This window comes from Exiguobacterium sp. s194 (assembly GCF_018618275.1).
In the GTDB taxonomy this organism is placed as follows: Bacteria; Bacillota; Bacilli; order Exiguobacteriales; family Exiguobacteriaceae; genus Exiguobacterium; species Exiguobacterium chiriqhucha.
The window spans coordinates 1-25711 of record NZ_JACSLT010000008.1 but is presented as its reverse complement, the minus strand read 5'-3'; the positions used below and the strand labels follow the sequence as shown (position 1 = coordinate 25711).

Below are 25711 nucleotides of genomic sequence, written 5' to 3'. Positions count from 1 at the left end.
GGGTCACCCTTTCATGAACGGAATGATTTCTGCCTCTAACTTTCGTAGTGCTTGACCGCGGTGACTGACCGCCGCCTTTTCGTCGCGTTCAAGTTCTGCTGCCGTCTTATGGAGCGACGGGACGATGAAGAGCGGGTCATAACCGAAACCGTTCTCCCCGTACGGCGCATACCCGATCGTCCCTTCGATCGTTCCGCGTACCGTCAACGTCTCCCCAGACGGTTTGGCCAAACAGAGGGCACAGATGAAGCGTGCCGTCCGGTCGGTCGCCCCGTTCAACTTCTCGAGCAAGAGGGCGTTGTTCGCCTCATCCGATTTTTCAGGTCCGGCGAAGCGGGCCGAATGAACACCCGGTGCCCCGTCGAGCGCGTCGACTTCAAGCCCCGAGTCATCAGCGAGGACAGCATGGCCGAAGTAGCGGGCCGCCTCCGTCGCCTTCAGCTCGGCGTTCGCTTCGAACGTCGTACCCGTCTCGTCCGTCTCAGGTGCGTCCGGGTAGTCAAGCAACGATTCGACCTCGAAGCCGAGCGGCGTGAGCATCCCTTCGATTTCGACGACTTTTCCTTTATTGCGTGTTGCGACGATGAGTTTCATGTTGTCTCCTCCAATTGTTCCCCGACATACCACCACGAGGCGCCGAGCGCGTCTTCGGCCGCTTTGAATAGCGTCTCGATCCCGCTTTGGGCCATGTGGAGCATCTCGTTCATCTCGAGCAACGTGAACGTTGCTTCTTCCCCCGTCCCTTGTACTTCGACGAAGCGTCCGCTCGCCGTCATGACGACGTTCATGTCGACCTCGGCCGCGGCGTCTTCTTCGTAGTTCAAGTCGAGGAGCAATTCGTCGGTCCGACCGACCGAGATGGCCGCGACGCCTTCTTTAATCGGCGTGTCGTCGAGCTTGCCTTGACGGATGAGCGCATCGACCGCGAGGACGAGGGCACAGAAGCCGCCCGTAATCGAGGCCGTGCGCGTACCACCGTCCGCTTGGATGACGTCACAGTCAATCCAAATCGTCCGTTCACCGAGTCGTTCCAAATCGACGACCGAGCGGAGCGAGCGGGAAATCAAACGCTGAATCTCCATCGTCCGGCCTGACTGCTTCCCTCGGACCGATTCGCGGACCGTACGGTTGCCGGTCGCGCGTGGGAGCATGGCATACTCGGCGTTAATCCAACCTTGCTTCTTGCCGCGCAAGAAGTTCGGGACACGTTCTTCGACGGTCGCCGTACAGATGACTTTCGTGTCCCCGATCGAGATGAGGACCGATCCTTCCGCATGCTTGTTCACATGGGGAACGATTTCGACGGGCCGGAGCTCGTCATGGTTTCGTTCGTTACGCATCGACACCGGACACCTCTACTTTCTCCGCTCTCACGGGCTGACCGAGCCACTCTGTCGCGAGTCGGTCAAAGATGACGACGTCCCCCGTCGCATAAAACTGATGCGCCGGGACCGTGTCGAGGTCGTTCTCAAGCTCTTTGAAATCAAGGATGGCCGCCACTTCGAGCGCCGTCTCGTCACCAGATGAAATCAAATGGACGTCCGGTCCGACGACGTCTTGAATGACCGGAGCGAGCAGCGGATAATGCGTGCACCCGAGGATGAGCGTATCCATCTCGGAAGACTGGAGCGGGCGAATCGTCTCAGCGACGATGGCGCGGACACGTTCCCCGTCAAGTTCACCGGCTTCGACGAGCGGTACGAACGGCGGACAGGCGAGCGAATACACATCGATCTCGCCGGCCACGTGCCGGAGTGCCGTCTCGTACGAGTTGCTCTCAATCGTCATCTTCGTGCCGATGACGCCGATATGTTTATTGCGCGTCCCTTTGACGGCCGCGCGGGCACCCGGGTCGATGACACCGATGACCGGGATATTGAGGCGTTTGCGCGCCTCTTTCAAGACGACCGCTGTCGCCGTGTTGCAGGCGATGACGATCATCTTCACGTTCTTGCTTAACAGGAACTCAATCAGTTCCCACGTATAGGCTTCAATCTCATCGTGCGGACGTGGGCCATACGGGCACCGTTCCGTGTCGCCGATATAGATTATTTCTTCTTTCGGTAGTTGGCGCATCAGTTCTTTGACCACCGTCAAGCCGCCAACTCCTGAATCGAGTACTCCAATCGCTCGTTTCATAATCATCACTTCCATTCCCATCTATCTTACCAAAAAAGCCGATTCTGAAAAAGAAACGGTCTCGTGACAAACAAAAAAGACGAGGTAGCCGATTGGCCGCCTCGTCCGTCGCTCAATTACTGAGCAAGACCTTCGCTTGTGAGCATGTCAGAAAGCGTGTTAACCGCTTCTTCTGCATCGTCACCAGCTGCAGTGATTTTGATTGTAGAATCTTTTGCGATTCCGAGTGAAAGAACACCCATGATTGACTTGAGGTTTACTGTCTTACCGTTGTACTCAAGGTTGATATCTGATTGGAACTTAGAAGCTGTGTTAACCAACTGTGTAGCTGGACGAGCGTGAATTCCTGAATCTGCAACGACTGTGAACGTTTTTTCCATGACGTGATAGTCTCCCTTCAAATTTCAATTCTACAGGTGAACCTGCAGAATAATTGTTTGTGAACTCATTATCAAATGATAGCGGATTCGCAAAAATTCTGCAAGCGATTTTTATATTCTGGAGTCCATTCGGTCGGACGACCGGATTTCGACAAGTGCACGAGGCTCGTGCGCCCCGCGAACATGAGCTGTTCTCCATCATATGCCCCGTAATGAATATCACATGAAGTGTTTCCGACCGTCAAGACATTGGCATACACCTTGATCGATTGGCGCGGCATCACCTGGCGGACATAGTCGCATTGGGCGTCCGCGACGACGACGAACCCATCTTTCAACGAGAACCCTGTCGCTTCAAGCAACTCGATCCGTGCATCCTCAAAATAGATGAACGGAATCGTATTATTCATGTGGCCGTACGGATCGCACTCCGAAAATCGGACTTTGACGTCTAGCGCGACCCCTGCTCTGACACGTGTTTCCCAATCGGCTTCCCGGAAGTACTTCGTCATCCGTAACCCTTACGCCTCGACCGCAGAACCGGTGCGGCCTTTGTCGCTACCGAAGAACGATTTGAACGAGTGAAGCGTCGTCTGACGGTTCATCGCAGCGATTGACGTCGTGAGCGGAATGCCTTTCGGACAAACTTCGACACAGTTTTGTGCGTTTCCGCACTGTGCGAGGCCGCCGTCTTCCATGAGCGCTTCCAAACGGTCTTCCGCGTGGAAGGCGCCGGTCGGATGCGAGTTGAAGAGACGGACTTGCGAGATGGCAGCCGGTCCGATGAAGTTCGATTTGTCGTTGACGTTCGGGCATGCCTCGAGGCAGACACCGCACGTCATACATTTCGATAGTTCATACGCCCATTGACGCTTGTTCTCTGGCATCCGTGGTCCTGGTCCGAGATCGTACGTCCCGTCAATCGGAACCCAAGCCTTCACTTTTTTCAACGCGTCGAACATGCGCTGACGGTCGACTTGAAGGTCACGGACGACCGGGAACGTCTTCATCGGAGCAAGACGAATCGGCTGCTCGAGTTTATCGACGAGTGCCGTACACGATTGGCGCGGCTTGCCGTTGATGATCATCGAACAAGCGCCACACACTTCCTCGAGACAGTTCATGTCCCAGTTGATTGGTGTCGTCTTGTCCCCGTTCGCGTTGACCGGGTTCCGGCGGATTTCCATCAGTGCCGAGATGACGTTCATATTCGGACGGTACGGGACGGTAAACTCTTCCGTATAGGTCGGTTGATCCGGCCCGTCCTGGCGTTCAATGATAAAACGAATGTCTTTTTGATCTGCTTGCATCGGCGTCGTCATTTCGTCTTCGCCCCTTTCTTCGAGTAATCCCGTTTACGTGGCGGGATTAACGAAACGTCGATCTCTTCAAACGAGATATCGACTTCCCCATTGTCGTAACGTGCCATCGTCGTCTTCATGAAGCGCTCGTCATCACGTTCCGGGAAGTCCGGCTTGTAATGAGCCCCACGGCTCTCGTCGCGTTTCAAGGCGCCAAGTGTGATGACGCGTGCGAGGTCGAGCATGTGGTCGAGCTGTCGGATGAACGATGCCCCTTGGTTGCTCCAGCGGGCCGTATCGGTCGCGGAGATGTTGTTATAGCGTTCACGAAGTTCACGGAGTTTGAGATCCGTCGCTTCGAGCTTATCGTTGTAACGAACGACCGTGACGTTGTCGGTCATGAGTTCGCCGAGCTCACGGTGGATTTGATACGCGTTTTCCGTACCTTCCATCGCGAGGATGTCGTTGAACCGCTCGATTTCTTCACGTTCGTTGAAGTTGAAGAGTGCTTCTGGCACGCTCTCTGTCGCTTGGTCGAGACCGCGCATGTAATGAACGGCCGCAGGACCGGCTTCCATCCCGCCGTATACAGCCGAGAGGAGCGAGTTGGCACCGAGACGGTTGGCACCGTGCATCGAGTAATCGCACTCACCGGCAGCGAATAGCCCTGGGATGTTCGTCATTTGGTCGTAATCGACCCAGAGTCCGCCCATCGAATAGTGAACGGCCGGGAAAATCTTCATCGGGACTTTCCGCGGGTCGTCGCCGACGAACTTCTCGTAAATCTCGAGGATACCGCCGAGTTTGATGTCGAGCTCTTTCGAGTCTTTATGCGACAAGTCGAGGTACACCATGTTCTCGCCGTTGACGCCGAGCTTCTGGTTGACGCAGACGTCGAAGATCTCACGCGTCGCGATATCACGCGGCACGAGGTTTCCGTAGGCAGGATACTTCTCTTCAAGGAAGTACCATGGCTTGCCGTCTTTATACGTCCATACACGTCCGCCTTCACCACGTGCTGACTCACTCATGAGACGAAGCTTGTCGTCCCCTGGGATCGCCGTCGGGTGGATTTGGATGAACTCGCCGTTCGCGTAGACCGCGCCTTGACGGTAAACCGCTCCAGCCGCTTGGCCGGTGTTGATGACCGAGTTCGTCGATTTACCGAAGATGACTCCTGGGCCGCCTGTCGCAAGGATGACCGCATCCGATGGGAACGCTTTAATTTCCATCGAGCGTAAATCCTGACAGACCGCACCACGGCAGACGCCTGATTCATCGATGATGGCCCGGAGGAACTCCCAGCCTTCATACTTCTCGACGAGCCCTTGCGCCTCATAGCGACGGACCTGCTCGTCTAGTGCGTAAAGAAGCTGTTGCCCTGTCGTCGCACCGGCGTAAGCCGTGCGGTGATGGAGCGTGCCGCCGAAACGTCGGAAGTCGAGAAGACCTTCTGGCGTCCGGTTGAACATGACACCCATCCGGTCGAACATGTGGATGATTTTCGGTGCCGCTTCCGCCATCTTTTGGACTGGCGGTTGGTTGGCGAGGAAGTCGCCCCCATAGACCGTATCATCGAAGTGTTGCCAAGGAGAATCCCCTTCCCCTTTCGTGTTGACGGCACCGTTGATGCCGCCTTGTGCACAAACTGAATGTGAACGCTTGACCGGTACAAGCGAGAATAGTTTTACCGGAACACCCATCTCAGCCGACTTGATTGTCGCCATGAGTCCAGCTAGACCGCCACCGATGACGATCAAACTTTGATTTGCCATGTACTTTTCCCCCTATTACAAGATGCCAGCGAACGTCAAGATTGAACGGATGCCGACAAAAGATAGTGCCAAGAAGACCGCGCCTGAGACGTAGCTCATGAAGCGCTGTGAACGAGGCGACTGTGTGATCCCCCACGTGATGGCAAACGACCAGAGACCGTTCGCGAAGTGGAACGTAGCCGAGAGGATCCCGACTATGTAGAAGATAAGCATGAGCGGATTGTCGACGATGTTTTGCATCATCTCCGCATTCACTTCAACGCCACGTAACTTCGCCAAGCGCGTTTCCCAAACGTGCCAAGCGATAAAGATGACGAGGAAGACGCCCGTGAAGCGTTGGAGCATGTACATCCAGTTACGCGCGTATGAGTAACGGTTCGTGTTAATCGAACCGAGAAACGCATAATACACGCCATACACGCCGTGGAAAATCATCGGCAAAGCGATGATGGTGACTTCAAGGAAGTACAAGTACGGTAAGCTCTCCATGAATTTTGCTGCCTTGTTAAACGACTCCACCCCATCGACGATATAGTAGTTGACCGACAAGTGGACGATCAAAAACAGGCCGATTGGGATGACCCCAAGTAGCGAATGGACTTTACGACTGAAATAGTCACGCTGCGAAGCCATTCTAGTTCCCCCTTTGTACGAGCCCTTGGCTCGTTTTGTAAATAAAAGCGTTTTCAAATGTAAATATAGCTTTCTGTCTCCTATTCTACTCTTGTGAATTTTGTATGACAAGACAACCTGACCGATTTGTGACACATTCTTTTGCAAAATACCCGGTGACCAAAAGCCGATTCGTCGTTATAATGGTATAGAGAGATTGGAGTGATGGAAGAAGATGGAAACGATGAGCCAACCCACTTTCGCGATCGAACTGTTGCGCGATTATGTGTTGACGGATTTGCTTGGGGACGATTACGCCCAAGTCATCTATTGGTCGGGTAAACGGGTCGCAAGCAAGTTCCCGGTCATGCCCAATGAGGAACTGAGCGCCTTCTTTAGTGAGGCCGGCTGGGGAGATTTGACGCTGTTGAAAGAAAAAGGAAATAAATTCTTGTTCGAGCTCACGCCCCCACCCGCGACCCAAGAAAAGGCGACGGGCTACTTCCAGCTCGAGGCTGGCTTTTTAGCCGAACAGATTGCGGGTCGTTTCCAATGCGTCGCCGAAGGATATGCCGACGTGACGCGCAAGGCCGTCCACATCACCGTCCAACTAGACCGAAAAGATACGTATGAATGACGAAGAGCCGATGCGATTTTTACACCGCATCGGCTCTTTCTTTTTGAGTTAATCCTCTAACTCATCCATCTCTTTATACGGAAAGAGACGCTCATTGGCAAAGATATAAAAGTCGATGAGTTCCGACCTTGAGAACGTACTGTCTTCTCCCGCATACGCCGCTGCCGCTTTTTGAATGACATGCAGGAGATCAGTCGGAATCGATTGTCGCTTCGCCCACTCGAGCACTTCTCGTTTGGCGAGCACACGTCCATCCGTCTCGTAGGCCATCACCCGCACGAGGTTCAATACGCTGTACACGGGATGGTTATCAAGCGAGCTCAGGCAATCTAATGCGTCGTCCTTAATCGCCTGAATGTAGTGCGCTTCCTCAAACCCGACCAACAACTCATGCAGCGGAGCCCCGAACAAGACACAGCCTCGCTCCATGATGACTTTGAGGTGGGCGGCCAAATCCGGATCCGTCATACCTTGTTGCTCATGGAGCAGTTCATCAATTGACATTTCTTCTAATCGCATGCGCCATTGCTCACTATAATGAAACTCGAACGGACTCGGATGGACCCATTCTTGTAACGCTCGTTCCGTCATCACGGTCAACTCGAGCGGATACGGCTGCGTCGATGTCGCCAGGCACAGTCGCATCAAACCGAGCCGCTCCTCGTCCGACAGGTCTCGGTCGCTCACGAACAGTAAATCGACGTCACTCTGTCTCGGATGAAAGCCTCCCATCGTCACAGACCCGTGCACGTACGCATGTTGAATCGCGTCGGTCACGTCCGCAAGGTCACGCACGAACTGTTCAATAAAAGGGGATGTCTCGTCTGGAAAATCGGCTAACGCGTCTCGGTTCATTCATCGGTCTCCTCATGGACGTATTGGATTACGGTCTCGGCCAACTTCTCCGGCAGACCCGCTTCTTTCAACTGTTCGAGCGAGGCGAGACGGATCTGCTTCATCGACCCGAAATGACGGATCAACTGCTGACGTCGCTTCGGTCCGACGCCCGGTATATCGTCGAGCACCGACTTCGTCATCTTCTTCGTCCGCAGGCTGCGGTGGAACGTGATGGCGAAGCGGTGGACCTCGTCTTGCATACGTTGGAGCAAATAGAACGCGCTCGAACGTGAGTTCAATTCGACGACCCCGCCGCCTTCCCCGAACAAGAGCTGGCTCGTCCGGTGACGGTCATCTTTTTTCAACGAGCCGACGGGCAAGTCGAGCCCGAACTCGTTTTGCAGGACGTCAAGGGCGGCATTCAATTGCCCGATGCCTCCGTCAATCAACAGCAGGTCCGGCAGACGTTTCTCTTCCGTCAACAGACGGCGGAACCGACGGCGCACGACCTCTCGCATCGTCTCATAGTCGTCCGGTCCTTGGACGGTACGAATCTTGTATTTCCGGTATTCCTTCTTGAGCGGCTTGCCATCCTCGAAGACGACGAGCGCCGAGACGGCGTCCGCCCCTTGGATGTTGGCGTTGTCGATGATGTCGACGCGCGACAAGTTCGGGATACCGATTGCCTCACCGAGTTCACGCATGGCGAGGAGCGTCCGCTCTTCGTCGCGAGCGAGTAACTCGAACTTTTCGTTCAAGGCGATTCCCGCATTTTTCGTCGCCAAGTCGAGCAACTGTCGCTTCGCCCCTCGTTTCGGCTGCATCACTTTCGTGCCGATCGCCTCGTTCAAAAGATCGATGCGGACAATCTCAGGGACGAGCACTTCCTTCGGCAAGACGTTCTGCTCGTAGAACTGGACGATGAAACTCTCGAGCTCCTCGGACGGTTCCCCGTGAAGTGGGAACAGGGACACGTCGCGCTCGATCATCTTGCCGCCTCGCATATAGAACACTTGGACGCACATCCAGCCGCGGTCGAGGGTGTAGCCAAAGACGTCGCGTGCTGTCGGGTCGGCCGTGATCATGTTCTGTTTGTTCATAATCGATTCGACGGCCCGGATTTGGTCACGGAGCTCGGCGGCGCGTTCAAACTGCATGTCTTCGGCAGCCAGTCCCATGTCGACTTGGAGTTTGGCGAGCGTCTCGCTCGTCTCCCCGTTCAGGAAGCGTCGAATCTCTTGGACGATCTCTTTTTGCTCGTCCGTGTCGATGGCGAGCTCGCACGGTCCGAGACACTGCCCGATGTGGTAATACAGACAGAGCTTGCGCGGCATCGGTTGGCATTTCCGGAGCGGATACAACTTGTCGAGCAGCCGCTTCGTCTCGTTGGCCGCATAGGCGTTCGGATACGGCCCAAAATAGAAGCCGCCGTCCCGCTTCAGCTTCCGTGTCGTGAGCAACCGCGGATACGGCTCGTTCGTAATTTTGATATACGGGTACGACTTGTCGTCCTTCAAGCGGATGTTATATTTCGGGTCGTGCTTTTTGATGAGCGTCATCTCGAGCAGAAGCGCCTCGAGCTCACTCGCCGTGACGATATATTCGAAGTCGCGAATCTCGGCCACGAGGCGCATCGTCTTGATGTCGTGCGCCCCGGTGAAATACGACCGGACCCGGTTCTTCAGATTTTTCGCTTTCCCGACGTAAATGATTTCCCCGTACTCGTTCTTATGCAAGTAACAGCCGGGCTCGTCCGGGAGGAGCGCCAATTTATGTTTAATGTGGTCAGAATGACTCAAATTCAATCACCTCAGTTTAGGTTCCTTCCAGACGGGAAAAAATTGATGAAGTCTCAGAGGGAGGGTTTTGGAATGAAACGGTACGATGTCATCATCATCGGCAGCGGCTCGGCAGCGAGCCAAGCCGCAAGCGTGTTACGTGACGCCGGTAAACAAATTGCGATTGTCGAGAATTGGACGTTCGGCGGGACGTGCCCGCAGCGCGGGTGTGACCCGAAAAAAATGCTCGCGGAAGGAGCCGAGCTGATTGCCCGGGCCGAACGAATGAAACCGCTCGGTGTGACCGGCGAACTCAAGCTCGACTGGCACGCCTTCAAACATCGTGTCGACGAATACCGTTTTGCCGTCCCGACGACGAAGATGCATCATTGGCAAGAACACGGCATCGATTTGTTCGAAGGCGAACCACATTTCATCGATGAAGACTCAATCGTCATCGAAGGACATGAAATCTCGGCGCATCAATTCTTGATCGCATCGGGGCAAATTCCGCGTCCACTCGACATTCCCGGCGGAGACGCTGCCATCACGAGCAACGACGTCTTCGACCTTGAGGTGTTACCGCAACACGTCATCATCGTCGGAGCCGGTTATATCGCCTTCGAGTTCGCCCATATTCTGCGCCGGTTCGGATGTGACGTGACGCTCCTCGTCCGGTCGCGGGCGCTGAAGCCATTCGACCGTAAAGTCGTCAAACGGCTTGTCGATGAGACGATTCAAATCGGGATCGATGTCCGCTATGGAATCGAACCGGTCGACATCAATGGCGACGTCGTGACACTATCAGATGACTCTACCCTTGAAGGGCTCGTGCTTAACGCCACCGGGCGGATTCCGAGCATCGAGCGACTTCGCTTGGATGCGGCCGGCATCGAGTCCGACCACGGCGGCGTCTTGGTCAACGAGTTTCTCCAGACGACGAATCCGAACGTCTATGCGGCCGGAGACGTCGCCAAGAGCCGCAACCCGGCCCTCACCCCGTTCGCCGGACAGGAAGGTCGCATCGCCGCGCTCAACCTGCTCCGCAACAACACGCGTCCGCTCCCCGAACGCCCCGCCCCGACGGTCGTCTTCACGACACCACCGATTGCAAAGGTCGGGCTGACGGTCGACGAGGCCAAGGCGCAAGGCATCGACTATGAATGTAAAGACAACGACTTGTCCCATTTCCTCACGTATGAGCGCATCAACGACACGACGGCGTTCTCCCGCATCTTGCTCAGCAAGGACGGTCATGTGCTCGGCGCCCACTTGATTGGGCAACACGCACCGGAACTGATCAACTTGTTCTCATTCATTATACAAAACAATATGACCCATCAACACGTCAAACACTTGGAGTTCGCGTATCCGACGTCCGCGTCCGATATTTCGTACCTCATCTAAAAAAGGCTCTTCCATCGTGCGATGGAAGAGCCTTTCGTCATTCGATTCCTTTATCCTTATCTTCTTGCAAGGCGTCCTGGAGCGATTTGTCCCAGAGCTTGACCCCTTGGGCGTGAGCCGCCCGAGCAATCAAGTGTCCGCCGACCGGAGCCGTCAACAAGACGAAGAACAAGCCGAGCAGGAGTCGTGCGTCAAAGATGCGCTGGTCGACCCAGACGTGCAGGAGCGCCGCGAACAAGACGAACATGACGCCGAGCGTCGCACTCTTCGAGGCCGCATGGGCCCGCGAGTAGATGTCCGGCAGCCGGATGAGACCGATGGCCGCGACGACGGTGAAGAATACCCCGATGATTGTGAAGACACCGGTCAAAATGTCATAAATCATTGTTGCGGTCATGTTGGATGATCTCTCCCTTCTCGAGGAATTTCGAGAACGCCACCGTTCCGATAAAGGCTAAAATCCCGAGCAAGAGGATGACTTCGAAAAACATCGTCGTGTCGAGCAGAATCGACAACAGCGAGACGACGGAAATCAAGCCGATTCCGATCGAGTCGAGCGCAATGACACGGTCAGCCGTCGTCGGTCCTTTGACGACCCGATACAGCATGCCGAGCATGGCGAGCACGAGGATGGCGAGCGCCACGTAAATAATAATATCTAACATTAGCTGGTCGCCTCCTTAATCTTCGTCTCAAAGTTATCGTGAATGCCTTGCTTGAGCGACTCTTTATCCGGCATATGGAGCGCATGGATATAGAGCGTCTTATTGTCGTCCGACACTTGGACGACGAGTGTCCCTGGTGTCAGGGTGATGAGCATCGACAGCCAACTGACCTTCCAACCGGCATCGAGCTCGGTATGGTACCGGAAGATGCCTGGTTGGATTTTCAGTTTCGGGCTGAGGACGAGCCGGAGCACCTCGACATTGGCGAGGACAAGCTCCCGACAGAAAATCAAGAACAGTTTAAGCAGTTTCAAGACGCGGATGAAATAGAAATCCGTATTCTTGAAGAAGCGGCGCATCATGAAGATGACGAGTAATCCGAGCAAATAGCCGATGAGAAATCCGCTCGTCGTGAACGTACCCGTGAAGAACATCCAAATGAACGCCAGGAAAAAGTTGATGAGTAGTTGGTAAGCCATCTCTAAATCACTCCTTAATCACGGCATCGATATAGATTTCGGGTTGCACGAGCGGTTCAATTGCCTGGGTAATGAACGGATGCATCGCCTCGGCGCCGAACCCGTAAGCCACGGCGACGGCGACGAGCAAGAACGTCGGCACGATGAGTTTCTTCATGTGCGGAACGAGCGGACCGTCGTAGGCACGCTTCTCTTCTCCCCAGAATCCGTACAAGAAGATTTTGATGACGGAGAAGAGGACGAACAAACTCGACAGCAAGATGAGGAGCGGTCCGAACAGGCTGCCCTCGGCGACCCCACCTTGAACGATTAACAGTTTCCCGAAGAATCCGCTAAGCGGCGGAATCCCGGCGAGCGACAAGGCGGCGATGAAGAACGTCCAGCCGAACAGCGGGAACCGGGTAATCAAGCCACCCATGTCGCGTAACTGACCAGACTTGGTGATGCCGATCATCATGCCGACGAGCATGAACAAGGCGGCCTTGATCAACATGTCATGAATCAAGTAGTAAAGCGCCCCTTCGAGCGACGTCTGCGTGTTGAGCGCAATCCCATAGAGAATCACGCCGACTGCGATCATGATGTTGTAGATGATGATCAATTTGACGTCATTATAGGCGATGGCGCCGATCATCCCGATGACGATTGTCAACACGGCGAGAATAATCAAGAAGTTCTGCGTGAACGACCCGACATCAAACAGGAGCGTGTATGTCCGCAAAATCGAGTACACCCCTACTTTCGTCAGAAGCGCCCCGAACATAGCAAGGATTGGCGTCGGTGCCACGACATACGAGCCCGGGAGCCAGTAGTGTAACGGTACGAGTGCCCCTTTTAAACCGAAGACAATCATGAACAATACCCCGATGACGACGAGAACGGATTGATTCTCGACGAGCGGAATCTTCTGCGCGAGGTCAGCCAAGCTGAGCGTGCCGACCGTTCCGTAAAGTAGCGCGACGGCCATGACGAACAACGCCGAGGCGATGACGTTCACGAGCAAGTACTTGATCGACTCGCGAAGTTGGACCCCTTTCCCTCCGAGGACGATCAACACGTATGACGAGATGAGGAACACTTCGAAAAAGACGAACAAGTTGAAGATATCGCCTGTCGTGAAGGCACCGTTCACCCCGACTAGGAGGAAAAGCATCGCGACATAGACGTAGTTCGACTCATACGCGTCCGAGAAGTAATGGGTCGCGAACCAGACGATGAAGAAGACGATCAACGTCGACGTGGCGACGAGCAATGCCGACAGCATGTCCGAGACGAGCGTGATCCCGAACGGTGCCGGCCAGTTTCCTAAATTGACGGTCAAGATGCCGTCCTGTGACACGGTGAAGATCAGCAGCACCGTCACTGCGAACGTTACAAGTAAAGCCCCGAGTGCCACTCCGCGTTGCAGACGAATCTGCTTCGGCGCGAAGAGGAGGATGATGGCCGCAAGCGCCGGGATGACAATCGGAAAGATCGGTAAGTTAATCATTCGATTCCGTTCCTTTCATTTCCTCAATATTATCCGTATTCAGTTCTTGATAGGCCCGATACGCGAGCACTAGGAAGAACGCGGTCACCCCGAAGCTGATGACGATGGCCGTCAAGACGAGCGCTTGCGGGAGCGGATCGGTATATTCCGTCACCCCGTCGACGAGGACTGGTGCCGCTCCGGTTTTCAATCCGCCCATCGTCAAGACGAGTAAGTGGGCGGCGTGACTGAGCAGGCCGGTGCCGATGATGATGCGCAACAAACTCTTTGAGAGAATCATATAGACAGCGCTCATCGTCAAGACACCGATGATGATGCTAACGAAGATTTCCATTATTCACTCTCTCCAATCGTTTGAATGATCGTCATCGTCACACCGATGACCACAAGGTAAACACCAAGGTCGAAGGCGATCGCCGTGTGAAGCGTCTGTTCGCCTAAGAGCGGCAAGTCAAACTTACCATACGCATGCGTCAGGAACGGACGGTCCCAGAAGATGCTGTGAAGCGACGTCAGTAACGCGATGGCGAGACCGAGCGCCGTCATCTTGCGATAGTCGAACGGAAGCACGTCGGCGAGCGTTTTCGAATCAAAGGCAAGGAGCAACAATACGAGCGCAGCTGCCGTCATCAAACCACCGATGAAGCCTCCGCCCGGCGAGTAGTGCCCGGCGAAGAAGAGATTGATCGAGAACACGATGATGATGAAGAAGATGATCACCGCGGCCGTCTGTAAGATGACGTCATTGACTTGATCATTTTTTCGGTTCATGTTCGCGTGCTCCTTTCGTACGTTCTGTCGTTCTGAATTTGATCATCGTGTAAATCCCGATGGCCGCGATGGCAAGGACGACGATCTCGAACAACGTATCAAAGCCCCGGAAGTCGACAAGGACGACGTTGACCATGTTTTTCCCGGCTGCTAAATCATAGACATTTTCTTTATAGTACTCTGAGATTGACGACAGGGAACGGTTCGATAGCGCCATGAAGCTGAGGAGCATGACCGTCACCCCGACGATTATCGAGACGATCGCATTCTCGATTTTGAATTTCACGCGCACTTCTTTCTTGCTGATCTCCGGCATATGGTAGAAGACGAGCAAGAACAGCGCGACCGATACCGTTTCGATGACGAGCTGCGTCAAGGCCAGGTCCGGTGCATTGAAGAAGACGAAGAACAACGCGACCGAATACCCGACGACACCGAGCAGGATGATCGATGGCAGGCGCGAACGCATGAACAGAATCGCGATTGATGCCAAGATGACAACAGCCCCGAGGACGTATTCATACGGTGCGACAGGTTCCATCTTGCCGAACGAGAAGTTGAACAAATCGAACCAATACATCGAGAACAACATCATGCCTGACAAGAACAAGAAGATGTAGACCAAGTACGAGCGGATGAAGCCCGTCATATAGTTATCTTTGAAGCGGTACGCCGCCTTGTTCGACCAGACGAGCGTCCCGTCATACATGCCGTTGAGCGTCAGGCGGTGTGGAATCCGGTTATAGATGCCCATCCACTTGTTGATCGTATAGAACATGAGCGTCCCGAGCAAGATGACGCCGATCGTCATGAACAGCTCCGGTGTCAATCCGTGCCAGAAGTAGATGTCTACTTTGACTTCTTGCCCGCTCGCGACGAGCGTCGGATAAATCGATTCGACGGCCGGCTTGATGAGCGAGTTCGATAAGACGTTCGGCACGAAACCGAGAACGACGACGAGGATGGCAAGAATCGCCGGCGGGATGAGCATCCCGATTGGTGCCTCGTGCGGCTGTTTCGGCAACTTGTCGAACTGGGCTTTGCCCATGAACGTCCGTGTAAAGATGATCAAACTGTAGATGAACGTGAACACACTCGCGATGAACGCGACGACCGGAATCAAGATGCCGATCGTATCGAGTGCGAAGAAGTCCATCGAGAACACTTTCGTCGTCGCTTTCAAGAACATCTCTTTACTGAGGAAGCCATTGAACGGCGGTAACCCTGCCATCGACAACGAACCGATGACGGCGATCGTGAACGTGATCGGCATGACGGTCATGAGACCGCCGAGTTTGCGGATGTCACGCGTCCCCGTCTCGTGGTCGACGATTCCGACCATCATGAACAGCGACCCTTTGAACGTCGCATGGTTAATCAAATGGAAAATTGCGGCGATTGTCGCGACCATATAGATGTTGTCATCCATCCCGTCATAATGTAGCGCCGCGGCACCGAGGCCGAGGAGCGACATGATCAGACCGAGCTGACTGACCGTCGAGAAGGCGAGAATCCCTTTCAAATCGGTCTGTTTGACCGCATTGAACGAGCCCCAGAACAACGTGAACGTCCCGACCGCGGCGATGGTCCATAGCCAAATCGGTGACTCTTGGAACACCGGGCTCATCCGTGCGACGAGATAGAGACCGGCCTTGACCATCGTCGCCGAGTGGAGGTACGCACTGACCGGGGTCGGCGCTTCCATCGCGTCCGGCAACCAGATGTGGAACGGGAATTGTGCCGACTTCGTGAAGGCTCCGAGCAAGATGAGTATCATCGCCGCGATAAAGAACTGGCTGTCCGCAATCACCGCCTGATTGGCGACCATGTCGCGGATGCTGAACGAGCCGACGATCGACTCGAGAATCACGATCCCCCCGAGCATCGACAGACCACCGAACACGGTGATGAGCATCGATTTACGCGCCCCGTAGCGAGAGCGCTCTTTCTCGTACCAGTACCCGATCAATAGGAACGACGAAATCGACGTAAGTTCCCAGAACATGTACATGACGACCATGTTGTCCGAAAGGACGACACCGAGCATCGCGCCCATGAACAAGAGCAGATACACATAAAAATGACCGAGCGACTCTTTGTCTTTATTCAAGTAATAAATCGAATAAAGGACGACGAGCGCCCCAATCCCTGTAATCAGGAGGGCAAACAAAAGTCCGAGCCCGTCCACGTAGGCCGTGAAGTTGATGCCGAGCGATGGCATCCATTCGACCGTTTCCGTCACGACGTCTCCCGCGCTCGTGATTCCGATGAAGCGGAAGAAGTACACGAATAGGACGACCGGAACGATTAACACGAACCAACCCGTATGGATTCGCTTCAGCGCCCGGAACAAGAACGGGATGAACGGTGCCGCGAGAAGCGGCAATAAGATAGCTAAATGTAACACCGACAAGAAAATTCCTCCTTCGAACAGAGTCTTACAAACGATGGCTTAATTATTAAGGTCATTTGACGCCATCACGTCTTCTTCATGAGTATAGCGTAAATTTTCAGTCTGTTTCCATGATAAAACCTTCGCGTATTTTGACGCCTCCCCGATTTCTCCCGAACTGTTAAATATGAAGGGAGTCGACAAAAAGCGACGAAAAAAAATTACAATCGCACTCTATATGTATGCGTTTTCAGGTGGTGATTTTTCCGAATTCTCGCCCTCAATCCGTACCGAACCTTAACCGTTGATATTCCATGCGAAACGACTAAACTCCTTCTTCCCTAACACGCCCAACAAAAAACAGCCGACCAGTTGCCCGGTCGGCTGTACGTGATTATTGTGCTGTTGCGATAAACTCTTTGAGTGCTTCTTTTGGTTGGAAGCCCATTGTTTTCGAAACAGGTTGTCCGTCTTTGAACATCATAAGTGTTGGGATACTTTGAATTTGGAAAGCGCCCGCTACTTCTGGGTTCTCGTCAACGTCGAGTTTAACGATTTGGACTTGGTCGCCCATCTCTTGGTCAAGCTCTTCGAGTACCGGTGCGATCATGCGGCACGGTCCACACCAAGCTGCCCAGAAATCGACGAGGACGACGCCCTCTTTTACTTCTTGTTCAAATGTTTGAGTCGTTGCGTGTTTAATAGCCATTTGGTAAATACCTCCCCAGTAAGATGTGAGAGCCGAATGAATCACTCTCATGCATTTCATGTTCAGAGTATACCACGGAGGGTACGTTTCCCCAAACGTTCTGCATATCAGCTATTGACGAGGTGTTTGCGGAACTCTTCCGTCAGGAGTGGGACGACGTCGAACAAGTCGCCGACGATGCCGTAATCGGCCACGCTAAAGATGTTCGCTTCCGGGTCTTTGTTGATGGCGACGATGACTTTGGCGTTGCTCATCCCAGCCAAGTGTTGAATCGCGCCCGAGATGCCGCAGGCGATATATAAGTCCGGCGTGACGACTTTCCCCGTCTGACCGATTTGAAGTGCATAGTCGCAATAGTCGGCGTCACATGCTCCACGTGAAGCACCGACGGCACCGCCAAGCAGTTCAGCGAGTTCTTCGAGCGGCTTGAAGCCGTCTTCGCTCTTGACACCACGGCCACCGGCGACGATGACTTTCGCTTCCGTCAAATCGACTTTCCCCGTCGCCTTGCGGACGACTTCTTTGACGATCATGGCGAGGTCTTTCAGTTCAACGCTCGGTGTCTCGACCGTAGCGCTCACCCCGGCCGTACGCGGAAGTGCGTCGATGTTGTTCGGGCGGATCGTGAAGAACATGACTGAGTCTTTGAACTTCACTTTCTCGAACGCCTTCCCTGAATAGATTGGGCGGACGAACTCGGCGTCTTTGCCTGACCCTTCGATTGAGACGACGTCACTAATGAGACCTGCGTCAAGACGCGCCGCGAGTTTCGGGGCAATGTCTTTCCCGAGTGCCGTATGACCGAGCACGATCATGTCCGGTGACTCTTGGTCGATGACTTGGCGGAGCACTTGCCCATAACCGTCCGGCGTGTAGTGCTTGAGACGCTCATCTTCGATGACGAGGACGCGACCCGCGCCGTACTCCCCGAGTTCCGTCGCGAGTGCTTTGACGTCATCCCCGATGACGACCGCCGTCACGTCGTCCGTCAATTGCTTCGCTGCGGCGATTGCTTCAAATGATACGTTCCGTAACGCGCCTTCACGCGCTTCTGCGAGTACTAAAGCTTTCATCTATGTGTCCCCCTTAAATGACTTTGGCTTCCGTGCGAAGTAATTGAACGAGCTCGCTCACTTGTGACGACGTATCCCCTTCAAGGATGCGCCCAGCTTTCTTCTCTTCCGGCAAGAAACGTTCGATCGTCTCGATTTTCGCTTCGATCTCGTCTTCATCGAGGTCGATGTCCGACAGTTCGAGCTCTTCGAGTGGCTTCTTCTTCGCCTTCATGATGCCTGGAAGGCTCGGGTAACGCGGTTCGTTCAATCCTTGCTGCGCTGTCACGAGGAGCGGGAGCGCCACTTCGATCACTTCAGTGTCCCCTTCGACGTCGCGTGTGACCGTCGCCGTTGTGCCGTCGATGTCGAGCTTCGTGATCGTCGTCACGTAGTTCATGTCCAACAGTTCAGCGACGCGTGGTGCGACTTGGCCGCTACCGCCGTCGATGGCGACGTTCCCCGCGAAGATGAGATCTGGTGCTTGCTCTTTCAAGTACGTGGCGAGCACTTTCGAAATCGTCACATGGTCTGCGTCCTCGACGTCATCCTCGATCGAGATGCGAACCGCTTTGTCCGCTCCCATCGCGAGCGCCGTCCGAAGTTCTTTGTCCGCGTCTTCCGGTCCGACCGTCACGACCGTGACTTCTCCCCCGAGATCGTCACGCTTACGGATGGCTTCTTCGACCGCATATTCGTCATACGGGTTGATGATGAACTCAGCGCCGTCTTCTTGAATTTCCCCATTCTCGAGCTGAATCGCTTCCTCTGTATCGAACGTACGCTTCAGCAATACAAAAATATTCATCGTAGTTCCCCCTTATAAGTTGTTCGCACCATCATTCATGAATCAGCGTTCATTTTTTGAGCTAGCGAGAGGGCTTACGGTTAAGCAAGCCCTTTTTTTAACATATGGTGTACTTTCGGTAGCGTCGACATCAAGTCATACTTGAAGCCGCTCGCCATCCAACTCGTGACCACTTCATCGATCGTGCCGAAAATCATCTGCCGAGCGAGTCGATAGTCGAGATCGCGATCGAATTCGCCGGTGTCGATTCCGTGTTGTACGACCGCATCGATTAAGTTCAAGTACGGTTTGAGCACTTCGCTAATCTTTTGACGGAGCGCCAAGTTCGACTGCCGGAGCTCGATTTGCGTCACGACGGCGAGGTCGTAATCGGCCGATAGTTGCTTCAAGTGCGACTCGATCAACTGATACAGTTTGTCGCCGGCCGTCGTCTCCCGCTCGATTTGTTGTTTCGAGTAGTCGATGAACAGGCCCATCTTCGTCTGGAACAATTCAATCAACAGATGTTCCTTGTTTTTGAAGTACAGATAAATCGTTCCGTCGGCGACGCCCGCCTCTTTGGCGATGGCCGTCACCTTTGCACCGTGATAGCCATGATCCGCAATCACTTTCACTGCCGCATCGATAATGCGGTCACTTTTTGATCCATTCTTTGTCATAAACACCCAAGCTCCTTACCGCTGCTTAAAAATGAATGATGGTTCATTCATTTATTATTCTATCATGTGACACGCTTGTGTCAACTGCTTTGTTTCACTTGTTTCGCTTTCTCTTCGTCGACGAGGACACGACGTAAAATCTTACCGACGAACGTCTTCGGCAACTCTTCCCGGAACTCATACAGCTTCGGTACTTTATACGCTGCGAGCTTCTCGCGACAGTGCTTGTCGAGCTCTTCTTCCATCACGCTGGTGCCGTCACGCGTCACGATGAACGCCTTGACCGTCTCACCGCGATACGGGTCCGGTACGCCGATACAGACAGCTTCCTTGACGGCCGGATGTTCGTATAGCACTTCTTCAATCTCACGCGGATAGACGTTGAAGCCTCCGGCGATAATCATGTCTTTCTTCCGGTCGACAATATAGAAGAATCCATCCTCGCCCATATAGCCGAGGTCACCGGTCGCGAGCCATCCGTCCTTCAAGACGGCTGCCGTCTCTTCTGGCTTCTGCCAGTACCCTTTCATGACTTGCGGACCGTGCAGCATGATTTCCCCGATCTCGCCGATATCAGCCAGCGTCTCTCCATCTGCCTTTACAATTTTAGCAGAAGTGTCCGACAACGGCACCCCAATCGAGCCGACAATCCGTTTATCCCATAAGAAGTTCGCATGCGTGACCGGTGACGTCTCCGACAAGCCGTAGCCTTCGACGATGCGTCCGCCCGTGATACTCTCGAACTGCTCCTGCACTTCGACCGGCAGCGGGGCCGATCCCGAGATACACGCCTCGATTGACGACAAGTCGTATTTCTTCAGTTTCGGGTCATTGAGGATACCGACGTACATCGTCGGGGCGCCCGGGAAGAAGTGTGGTTTCTTCTTATTGATCGTCTTCAGGACGTCGGTGACGTCGAAGCGTGGCACGAGGACGAGCTCATATCCGTTCGCCATCCCGAAGTTCAAACAGCACGACATGCCGTAAATATGGAAGAACGGCACGACGCATAAGACGCGTTTCTCATCACCACGGTTATATCTATAGAAGAAGTTCGAAATCTGGTCGACGTTCGCCGTCAAGTTGAAGTGGGTCAGCATAACGCCTTTCGGCAGTCCCGTCGTCCCGCCAGTATACTGCAGCACCGCGACGTCTTCTTTCGGGTCGACTGTGACCGGCGTGATTGGATCGAACTGTTTATAGTCCTTGAACGCGACCGAACCTGTCGTATCGATGACGATATTGTTCTCGCGCTTCACTTTGATGGGATACAGCTTATTTTTCGGGAACGGTAGATAGTCGGCGATACTCGTCGTGATAATCATTTTGACGTCCGTCTTCTGCTTCACACGAAGTGATTTTGGATACAGGAGGTCGAGCGTGACGATGATGCTCGCACCGGAGTCCGTGATCAAGTTCTCGAGCTCATGCTCCGTGTAGAGCGGATTCGTCTGGACGACCGTACCGCCGGCGTACAGGACCGCATAGAACGAAATGACGAACTGCGGACAGTTCGGTAGCATCAGACTGACACGGTCCCCTTTTTGCAGCCCTTTCGATTGAAGCATCGTCGCCAACCGTTTCGCCGCATCGTCGACTTCGGCGAACGTCAACTCTTTGCCGATGAATGAGATGGCGGTCTTGTTCGGGAAATCGGTCGCGGCTCGGGATAGCGCATCATAGAGCGGCTTCACCTCATAGTCAATCGTTTTTGGCATGTCAGCTGGATAATCTTGCAACCACGGTTTGTTCATCGCTTTTCCTCCTTGGAATGAATAGTCATTCAGTTAACTCTATTATAATGCCAAGAAAACGCTTTCATCTACCCTTTACCCGATAATTTTCAGAAAATATCGAAAAAACGTGTGCGGATGAAAGTTTCCGCACACGTTCAGATTCTCTTGAAATAGGCTTCCGTCTGTTCTTCGTTGCTGATTTTCTCGTCCAAGCGGTCCTTCAACTCTTTTTCCCACTTGATCGTCGAGAAGTCGATGTCGAGCCACGCCTCCATCTCCGGGCGTGAGAATGCGTACGTCCGGTTCGGGAAGGCGAAGCGAACGATTTCCGCGTTTTGGACGAGCGTGAAATACGTCGCCGCGTTGCGGATTGCCAACCGTTCTTGCTCGATGCGCTCGATTTCCGGGTCGCTGTAGCGCACCGTTAAGCCGTACGGCCGCTTCGACGTCTGTAGCTCGATCGACTTGTAGCAGTCATGCATCGGCAACGTCTGGGCGATGCCCGAGACGGCGCTGTTGTCCCCGACGTATGAATCTTTGTATTGGAAGGCGTTCGGTCGATGGGTATCCCCGCATCCCGCGAGCATGACGAGCAAGGCGACGAGCAGACTGAGCCGTTTCATGAGAATCCTCCTTACGATTTTAGTTTCAAGTTAAAGCGGTAAAGCAACCGTTTCGCGAGCAAGTGGGCGATGAAGCCGCCAATCAGGAAGCCAACGATGTATAGTGCAAAACCTGACTGCATCGAGAATGCTGAGAGAACGATTCCTCCTAACATGGCGAAACAGAGAACCATGATGATGTGGATCAGCCATAGCCATTTCGAAAACATAAAAAATCGTCCGTTGTTTTCTTGAGGTGCTCGGTTGAACATCCAAAGGCCGAGTCCAAATGATAATGCGATGAAAGCTAGTGCGCTCCATGGCGCAATTGCTAAGAATTTCTGCCATTCAGCTTGGTTAGTAAAGTATTGATACATGTCTACGTTTGCCAAGTTAGAGAATGGCGACAAAACACGTAAAAACGTACTCTGGAACAAATCGTCGAAGAATGCATACCTCGAATCATACTGTTGTGAAAACGCATAGACAGATCCTTGCACGAGCGCAATCAAACCAATTGGGAAGACTAACGCAATGAATGTCCAAATCACCTGTGAAATCGATTCTCCTCCGAACGATCCCATCCATAGAGCAGCTGAGAAGAAAGAGATACCACTAAGCATCAAAAGAACGACAAGCGCGATGACTCGATTCGTGCTTCCTTCCATTAAAAACGCGTAGTCCGAGAAGCGAATCATTATTATCATGAGCGTACCACCGAGCACAGACGATACAATAATTCCTACCGTTCCAATTAACCATTTCGATATGTAAAGCTGATTCCTTGTGAACGGGAGAGACATCGTGAAATCGGACATTTGACTGTTCCGTTCTGCTCCAATCAAGACGGATGCCATGAGAGCACCAAAAATAACGAATAAAAACAATACCCCACCCATCGGTATGAGCGATTGTAAGTCACCAATCCAATAGCCTGTTCCATTATTTTCATTAAAAAAGTCTTGGACGGACAAATCAGACGAATCCCCATCGATCCAATCGGCATATTCATCTGGATTTTCTTGAATGTTACGAAGTTCCTGGTCAAAGTATTGCATTTGTGACCAAACTGGTACCGTGAACGCAATCACTCCGAGAAAAACCAGCAACATCCACAAAATCGAGACTTGTTTCCAATCTTTCTTTAATAGGACTTTAAAAGACACTTGCCTCACCTCCTAATTGGACCCGGAAGATGTCTTCGAGCGACATCGGGATTTCTTCGACGAGCATCGGGTCGTGCGCATCGACGAACGTATCGAGCTCTTTCGTCCGTTCTTTCGCCATGAACAAGGCGACGCGTCCGGTCACATTGATGATTTCGATGTCCTTGCGCTCGAGCAGTTCGACCGGTACTTGGTCGTTGAAGACGACTTGCAGTTTGACGCTCGTCTCGCGCGCCTCCTCGAGCGACATGATCGCCTTGACGCGGCCCTTCTCGATCATGATGATGCGGTCGGCGATTCGTTCGAGCTCATGTAACTGGTGACTCGAGACGATGATGGAACAGTTCCGTGCCTCGACTTGGGCAATCATCAACTTCAACACGTCCGACTTGGCGACGACGTCGAGTCCGTCCGTCGGCTCATCGAGCAGATAATATTTCGCTTGGACGGCGAACGCGAGCGAGAGCGTCACCATCGCCTTTTGCCCTTTCGAGAGCTGGCGAATCTTCTTGTTATCGATGTTATAGCGAGTGAGCGTCTCTCTGAAAATCGATCGGTTGAACGATGGGTAAATCGATTCGTAGAGCGCAGCCGCTTCGTTAATCGTATAATGTTTGAGGGCATCGGCCGAATCCGGGACGAAGATGACGTCACGCTTCAACTCTGCTTTCTCAAAGATGCTTGACGGTCCGTAGCGGACATCACCTTTATCCGGTCGAATGATGCCGACCATCGTTCGGAGCAGCGTCGTTTTTCCGGCTCCGTTCCGGCCGACGAGCGCGATGATTTCACCCGAGTTGACCGTGAAGTCGATATCTTCTAACACTGGCTGGCGATCGATCGTCTTACTCAGTTGCTGTACTGTCAGCATGGTTCTCCCCTACTTTCTTATACTCTGTCTCAAATAGCGTCAGCGCTTCGGTGAGCTCAATGTTGGCATAATGGCAATCGATGGCGAGTTTCTTGATCGCTTCAAGGATCGGCGCGCGCGGCGAGTCTTGGTCAATCCAGTCCTCGGACACGAACGTCCCGCGTCCGCGATGCATCTCGAGTAAGCCGAGCCGTTCGAGTTCCTGATACGCCTTGCTGACCGTGTTCGGATTGATGACGAGGTCGGTCGCGAGTTCACGCACCGACATGACTTTATCCCCCGGACGTAAGATGCCACGGATGACGAGCGCTTTCGTCTGGTTGACGATTTGTTCATACAGCGGTTCCGCGCTCTTCATATCAATTTTATATAACATGGGTCACACCCTTTCTTGTGTACGTAACTTAAGTGTATTATATGTATTAGTACACGTAAAGATATTAGTTCTTCAAGGGCACTTTCAGTTTACAGGTATTTGGTAATAAATTGAATACGACTTTGGACCGAGGTAGGACACTTCCATTTCAGGTACATTGGTAGAGAGGTGAATCAAAAATGAGAAAACGATGGTTAGTCGCGACCGCTGTCGCCGTGACCGCGCTTGGCACGACATGGTCGACGTATGCAAAACAAGATGAAGAAGAACGATACGCATCCTATATTGAAGATACATATGGAGAGGACGTCGAGGTCACGCTCAAGCGCGACTGGAAGATGGGCGGCTATGCGGCCGAGTTCACGCTGACTGATCCGATACTCGAAGGGGACTATTGGGCCGAGACGTATCGGTCTGATCAAACGATCCATGACAACGTGCTCGAACACGTCTGGCAACAAGAGGCCGAAGACACGTTCAAGGAGCGACTCGAGCAGCTCGATTTGTTGACGGAGGCAGAGACGGTCCGCGCGAGTGTGCCGACCGGTGTGGATGAAGGCGTTGCGACGACCGTACGCCCTACCCCGACGTCCGTCTTCGACGTCGAGTCGAAAGAGTTCTTGGACGTGTCGGTCATGTTCCATGAGGACTGGGCGAACACTGATGCACAGAAACAACGGATGCTCGACGTGATTCGCGCTTTGGAGGACGACGTCTATTCGGTTCACTTCTCATTCGACGGGACACCGTATGAGGATGATGACTTCACCGAGCGGTATTTGAACGTCGCCCGCGATTCCTTACCGGGAGAACCGGCGATGCATGAAATTCAGACGATTGAGGACTTGAATCGTCATGATCGACTATATGGCTTCGACGAGACGACTTTCATCCATGACTACCACTTCGATGGCACCAAATATGAAGACTGATCACCATTCGCAAATGAACTGCTCCCCGTCAAGTAGACAGGGCAAATAATGAAAACCAACCTAGGCGGCTTGAGACCTGTATTCGACAGGGCTCAAGCCGTTTAGTCGTTTCTGGAGACGCTCGTGGTTGTAGAACGA

The 25711-nt window shown here is 53.3% G+C and carries 30 protein-coding genes; 3 read left to right on the top strand and 27 right to left on the bottom strand.

The genetic code is table 11. From position 1 onward, the window contains the following. Positions 1-3: 3 nt before the first annotated feature. The 8 genes from KNP85_RS10930 to KNP85_RS10895 all read right to left on the bottom strand — a co-directional run bounded on the left by KNP85_RS10930 (position 4) and on the right by KNP85_RS10895 (position 6228). Positions 4-594 carry an XTP/dITP diphosphatase gene (locus tag KNP85_RS10930; protein ID WP_214803013.1) on the bottom strand — a complete coding sequence of 197 codons (591 nt, stop codon included), beginning with the start codon at positions 592-594 and terminating at the stop codon, positions 4-6. Continuing rightward, positions 591-1340, bottom strand: a complete 750-nt coding sequence (gene rph / locus KNP85_RS10925; protein ID WP_214713962.1) for a ribonuclease PH — start codon at positions 1338-1340, stop codon at positions 591-593. The genes KNP85_RS10930 and rph overlap by 4 nt, the downstream gene beginning before the upstream one ends. Beyond that, entirely contained in the window at positions 1333-2139 is an 807-nt protein-coding gene (gene racE, locus KNP85_RS10920) for a glutamate racemase (RefSeq protein ID WP_031200117.1), read from the bottom strand. Before racE ends, rph begins: the two co-directional genes overlap by 8 nt. Positions 2140-2255: 116 nt before the next feature. Continuing rightward, positions 2256-2519 (bottom strand): phosphocarrier protein HPr, encoded by a 264-nt coding sequence (locus KNP85_RS10915; protein ID WP_021066838.1) that lies wholly within the window; start codon positions 2517-2519, stop codon positions 2256-2258. Positions 2520-2590: 71 nt separating this feature from the next. After that, on the bottom strand, positions 2591-3031 hold the full coding sequence (locus KNP85_RS10910) for an acyl-CoA thioesterase (RefSeq protein WP_029595860.1): 441 nt from the start codon (positions 3029-3031) through the stop codon (positions 2591-2593). Between the two features lie 9 nt (positions 3032-3040). Beyond that, a complete protein-coding gene (gene sdhB / locus KNP85_RS10905; RefSeq protein WP_021066836.1) occupies positions 3041-3841 on the bottom strand; it encodes a succinate dehydrogenase iron-sulfur subunit in 801 nt (266 codons plus the stop codon). Then, positions 3838-5595 (bottom strand): succinate dehydrogenase flavoprotein subunit, encoded by a 1758-nt coding sequence (gene sdhA / locus KNP85_RS10900; RefSeq protein ID WP_029595861.1) that lies wholly within the window; start codon positions 5593-5595, stop codon positions 3838-3840. The genes sdhB and sdhA overlap by 4 nt, the downstream gene beginning before the upstream one ends. A 15-nt stretch (positions 5596-5610) precedes the next feature. Then, complete coding sequence (locus KNP85_RS10895) at positions 5611-6228, bottom strand: succinate dehydrogenase cytochrome b558 subunit (RefSeq protein ID WP_021066834.1); 618 nt, start codon at positions 6226-6228, stop codon at positions 5611-5613. Positions 6229-6451: 223 nt separating this feature from the next. Here KNP85_RS10895 and KNP85_RS10890 point away from each other — a divergent pair, with 223 nt between their 5' ends. Further along, the gene (locus tag KNP85_RS10890) at positions 6452-6844 is read left to right on the top strand and encodes a YslB family protein (protein ID WP_251136285.1); all 393 of its coding nucleotides are present in this window, start codon (positions 6452-6454) and stop codon (positions 6842-6844) included. A 48-nt stretch (positions 6845-6892) separates the two neighbouring features. Here the strand turns inward: KNP85_RS10890 and KNP85_RS10885 are convergent, their stop codons facing one another. Continuing rightward, on the bottom strand, positions 6893-7699 hold the full coding sequence (locus tag KNP85_RS10885) for an aminoglycoside adenylyltransferase domain-containing protein (RefSeq protein ID WP_214803002.1): 807 nt from the start codon (positions 7697-7699) through the stop codon (positions 6893-6895). Beyond that, positions 7696-9480, bottom strand: a complete 1785-nt coding sequence (gene uvrC / locus KNP85_RS10880) for an excinuclease ABC subunit UvrC (protein WP_214802998.1) — start codon at positions 9478-9480, stop codon at positions 7696-7698. Before uvrC ends, KNP85_RS10885 begins: the two co-directional genes overlap by 4 nt. A gap of 72 nt (positions 9481-9552) precedes the next feature. On the opposite strand from uvrC, the gene KNP85_RS10875 reads away from it, so the two are divergent. After that, positions 9553-10866 (top strand): dihydrolipoyl dehydrogenase family protein, encoded by a 1314-nt coding sequence (locus tag KNP85_RS10875; protein WP_214802995.1) that lies wholly within the window; start codon positions 9553-9555, stop codon positions 10864-10866. 37 nt (positions 10867-10903) lie between these two features. On the opposite strand, the gene mnhG is transcribed toward KNP85_RS10875, so the two are convergent. The 16 genes from mnhG to KNP85_RS10795 form a co-directional block, all read right to left on the bottom strand. Then, entirely contained in the window at positions 10904-11263 is a 360-nt protein-coding gene (gene mnhG, locus KNP85_RS10870) for a monovalent cation/H(+) antiporter subunit G (protein ID WP_031200113.1), read from the bottom strand. After that, on the bottom strand, positions 11241-11531 hold the full coding sequence (locus KNP85_RS10865) for a Na(+)/H(+) antiporter subunit F1 (RefSeq protein WP_021066828.1): 291 nt from the start codon (positions 11529-11531) through the stop codon (positions 11241-11243). The genes mnhG and KNP85_RS10865 overlap by 23 nt, the downstream gene beginning before the upstream one ends. Next, positions 11531-12010 (bottom strand): Na+/H+ antiporter subunit E, encoded by a 480-nt coding sequence (locus KNP85_RS10860; protein WP_058763184.1) that lies wholly within the window; start codon positions 12008-12010, stop codon positions 11531-11533. Before KNP85_RS10860 ends, KNP85_RS10865 begins: the two co-directional genes overlap by 1 nt. A gap of 7 nt (positions 12011-12017) precedes the next feature. Beyond that, positions 12018-13499: a Na+/H+ antiporter subunit D gene (locus KNP85_RS10855; protein WP_021066826.1), complete on the bottom strand. Its 1482-nt coding sequence runs from the start codon at positions 13497-13499 to the stop codon at positions 12018-12020. Beyond that, complete coding sequence (locus tag KNP85_RS10850; protein WP_021066825.1) at positions 13492-13833, bottom strand: Na(+)/H(+) antiporter subunit C; 342 nt, start codon at positions 13831-13833, stop codon at positions 13492-13494. The genes KNP85_RS10855 and KNP85_RS10850 overlap by 8 nt, the downstream gene beginning before the upstream one ends. Continuing rightward, positions 13833-14270, bottom strand: a complete 438-nt coding sequence (locus tag KNP85_RS10845; RefSeq protein ID WP_021066824.1) for a Na(+)/H(+) antiporter subunit B — start codon at positions 14268-14270, stop codon at positions 13833-13835. Before KNP85_RS10845 ends, KNP85_RS10850 begins: the two co-directional genes overlap by 1 nt. Beyond that, a complete protein-coding gene (locus tag KNP85_RS10840) occupies positions 14254-16683 on the bottom strand; it encodes a Na+/H+ antiporter subunit A (RefSeq protein ID WP_214802992.1) in 2430 nt (809 codons plus the stop codon). The genes KNP85_RS10845 and KNP85_RS10840 overlap by 17 nt, the downstream gene beginning before the upstream one ends. A 373-nt stretch (positions 16684-17056) precedes the next feature. Beyond that, positions 17057-17371, bottom strand: a complete 315-nt coding sequence (gene trxA / locus KNP85_RS10835) for a thioredoxin (protein WP_021066822.1) — start codon at positions 17369-17371, stop codon at positions 17057-17059. 107 nt (positions 17372-17478) lie between these two features. After that, the gene (locus KNP85_RS10830) at positions 17479-18444 is read right to left on the bottom strand and encodes an electron transfer flavoprotein subunit alpha/FixB family protein (RefSeq protein ID WP_029595871.1); all 966 of its coding nucleotides are present in this window, start codon (positions 18442-18444) and stop codon (positions 17479-17481) included. Positions 18445-18457: 13 nt separating this feature from the next. After that, the gene (locus tag KNP85_RS10825; RefSeq protein WP_021066820.1) at positions 18458-19231 is read right to left on the bottom strand and encodes an electron transfer flavoprotein subunit beta/FixA family protein; all 774 of its coding nucleotides are present in this window, start codon (positions 19229-19231) and stop codon (positions 18458-18460) included. Between the two features lie 80 nt (positions 19232-19311). After that, a complete protein-coding gene (locus KNP85_RS10820; RefSeq protein WP_021066819.1) occupies positions 19312-19890 on the bottom strand; it encodes a fatty acid metabolism transcriptional regulator FadR in 579 nt (192 codons plus the stop codon). An 80-nt stretch (positions 19891-19970) separates the two neighbouring features. Next, positions 19971-21644 (bottom strand): AMP-binding protein, encoded by a 1674-nt coding sequence (locus tag KNP85_RS10815; RefSeq protein ID WP_029595872.1) that lies wholly within the window; start codon positions 21642-21644, stop codon positions 19971-19973. Positions 21645-21781: 137 nt separating this feature from the next. Further along, entirely contained in the window at positions 21782-22249 is a 468-nt protein-coding gene (locus tag KNP85_RS10810; protein WP_029595873.1) for a DUF4825 domain-containing protein, read from the bottom strand. A gap of 11 nt (positions 22250-22260) precedes the next feature. After that, the gene (locus KNP85_RS10805; protein ID WP_214802989.1) at positions 22261-23394 is read right to left on the bottom strand and encodes an ABC transporter permease subunit; all 1134 of its coding nucleotides are present in this window, start codon (positions 23392-23394) and stop codon (positions 22261-22263) included. After that, a complete protein-coding gene (locus tag KNP85_RS10800) occupies positions 23384-24265 on the bottom strand; it encodes an ABC transporter ATP-binding protein (protein WP_214802986.1) in 882 nt (293 codons plus the stop codon). Before KNP85_RS10800 ends, KNP85_RS10805 begins: the two co-directional genes overlap by 11 nt. Further along, entirely contained in the window at positions 24240-24641 is a 402-nt protein-coding gene (locus tag KNP85_RS10795) for a GntR family transcriptional regulator (protein WP_021066814.1), read from the bottom strand. Before KNP85_RS10795 ends, KNP85_RS10800 begins: the two co-directional genes overlap by 26 nt. Positions 24642-24820: 179 nt before the next feature. On the opposite strand from KNP85_RS10795, the gene KNP85_RS10790 reads away from it, so the two are divergent. After that, on the top strand, positions 24821-25573 hold the full coding sequence (locus KNP85_RS10790) for a hypothetical protein (protein WP_058763172.1): 753 nt from the start codon (positions 24821-24823) through the stop codon (positions 25571-25573). 60 nt (positions 25574-25633) lie between these two features. Here KNP85_RS10790 and KNP85_RS15910 read toward each other — a convergent pair. Then, positions 25634-25711 (bottom strand): IS3 family transposase (locus tag KNP85_RS15910; protein WP_214803152.1); only part of this gene is annotated, 78 nt, incomplete at its 5' end.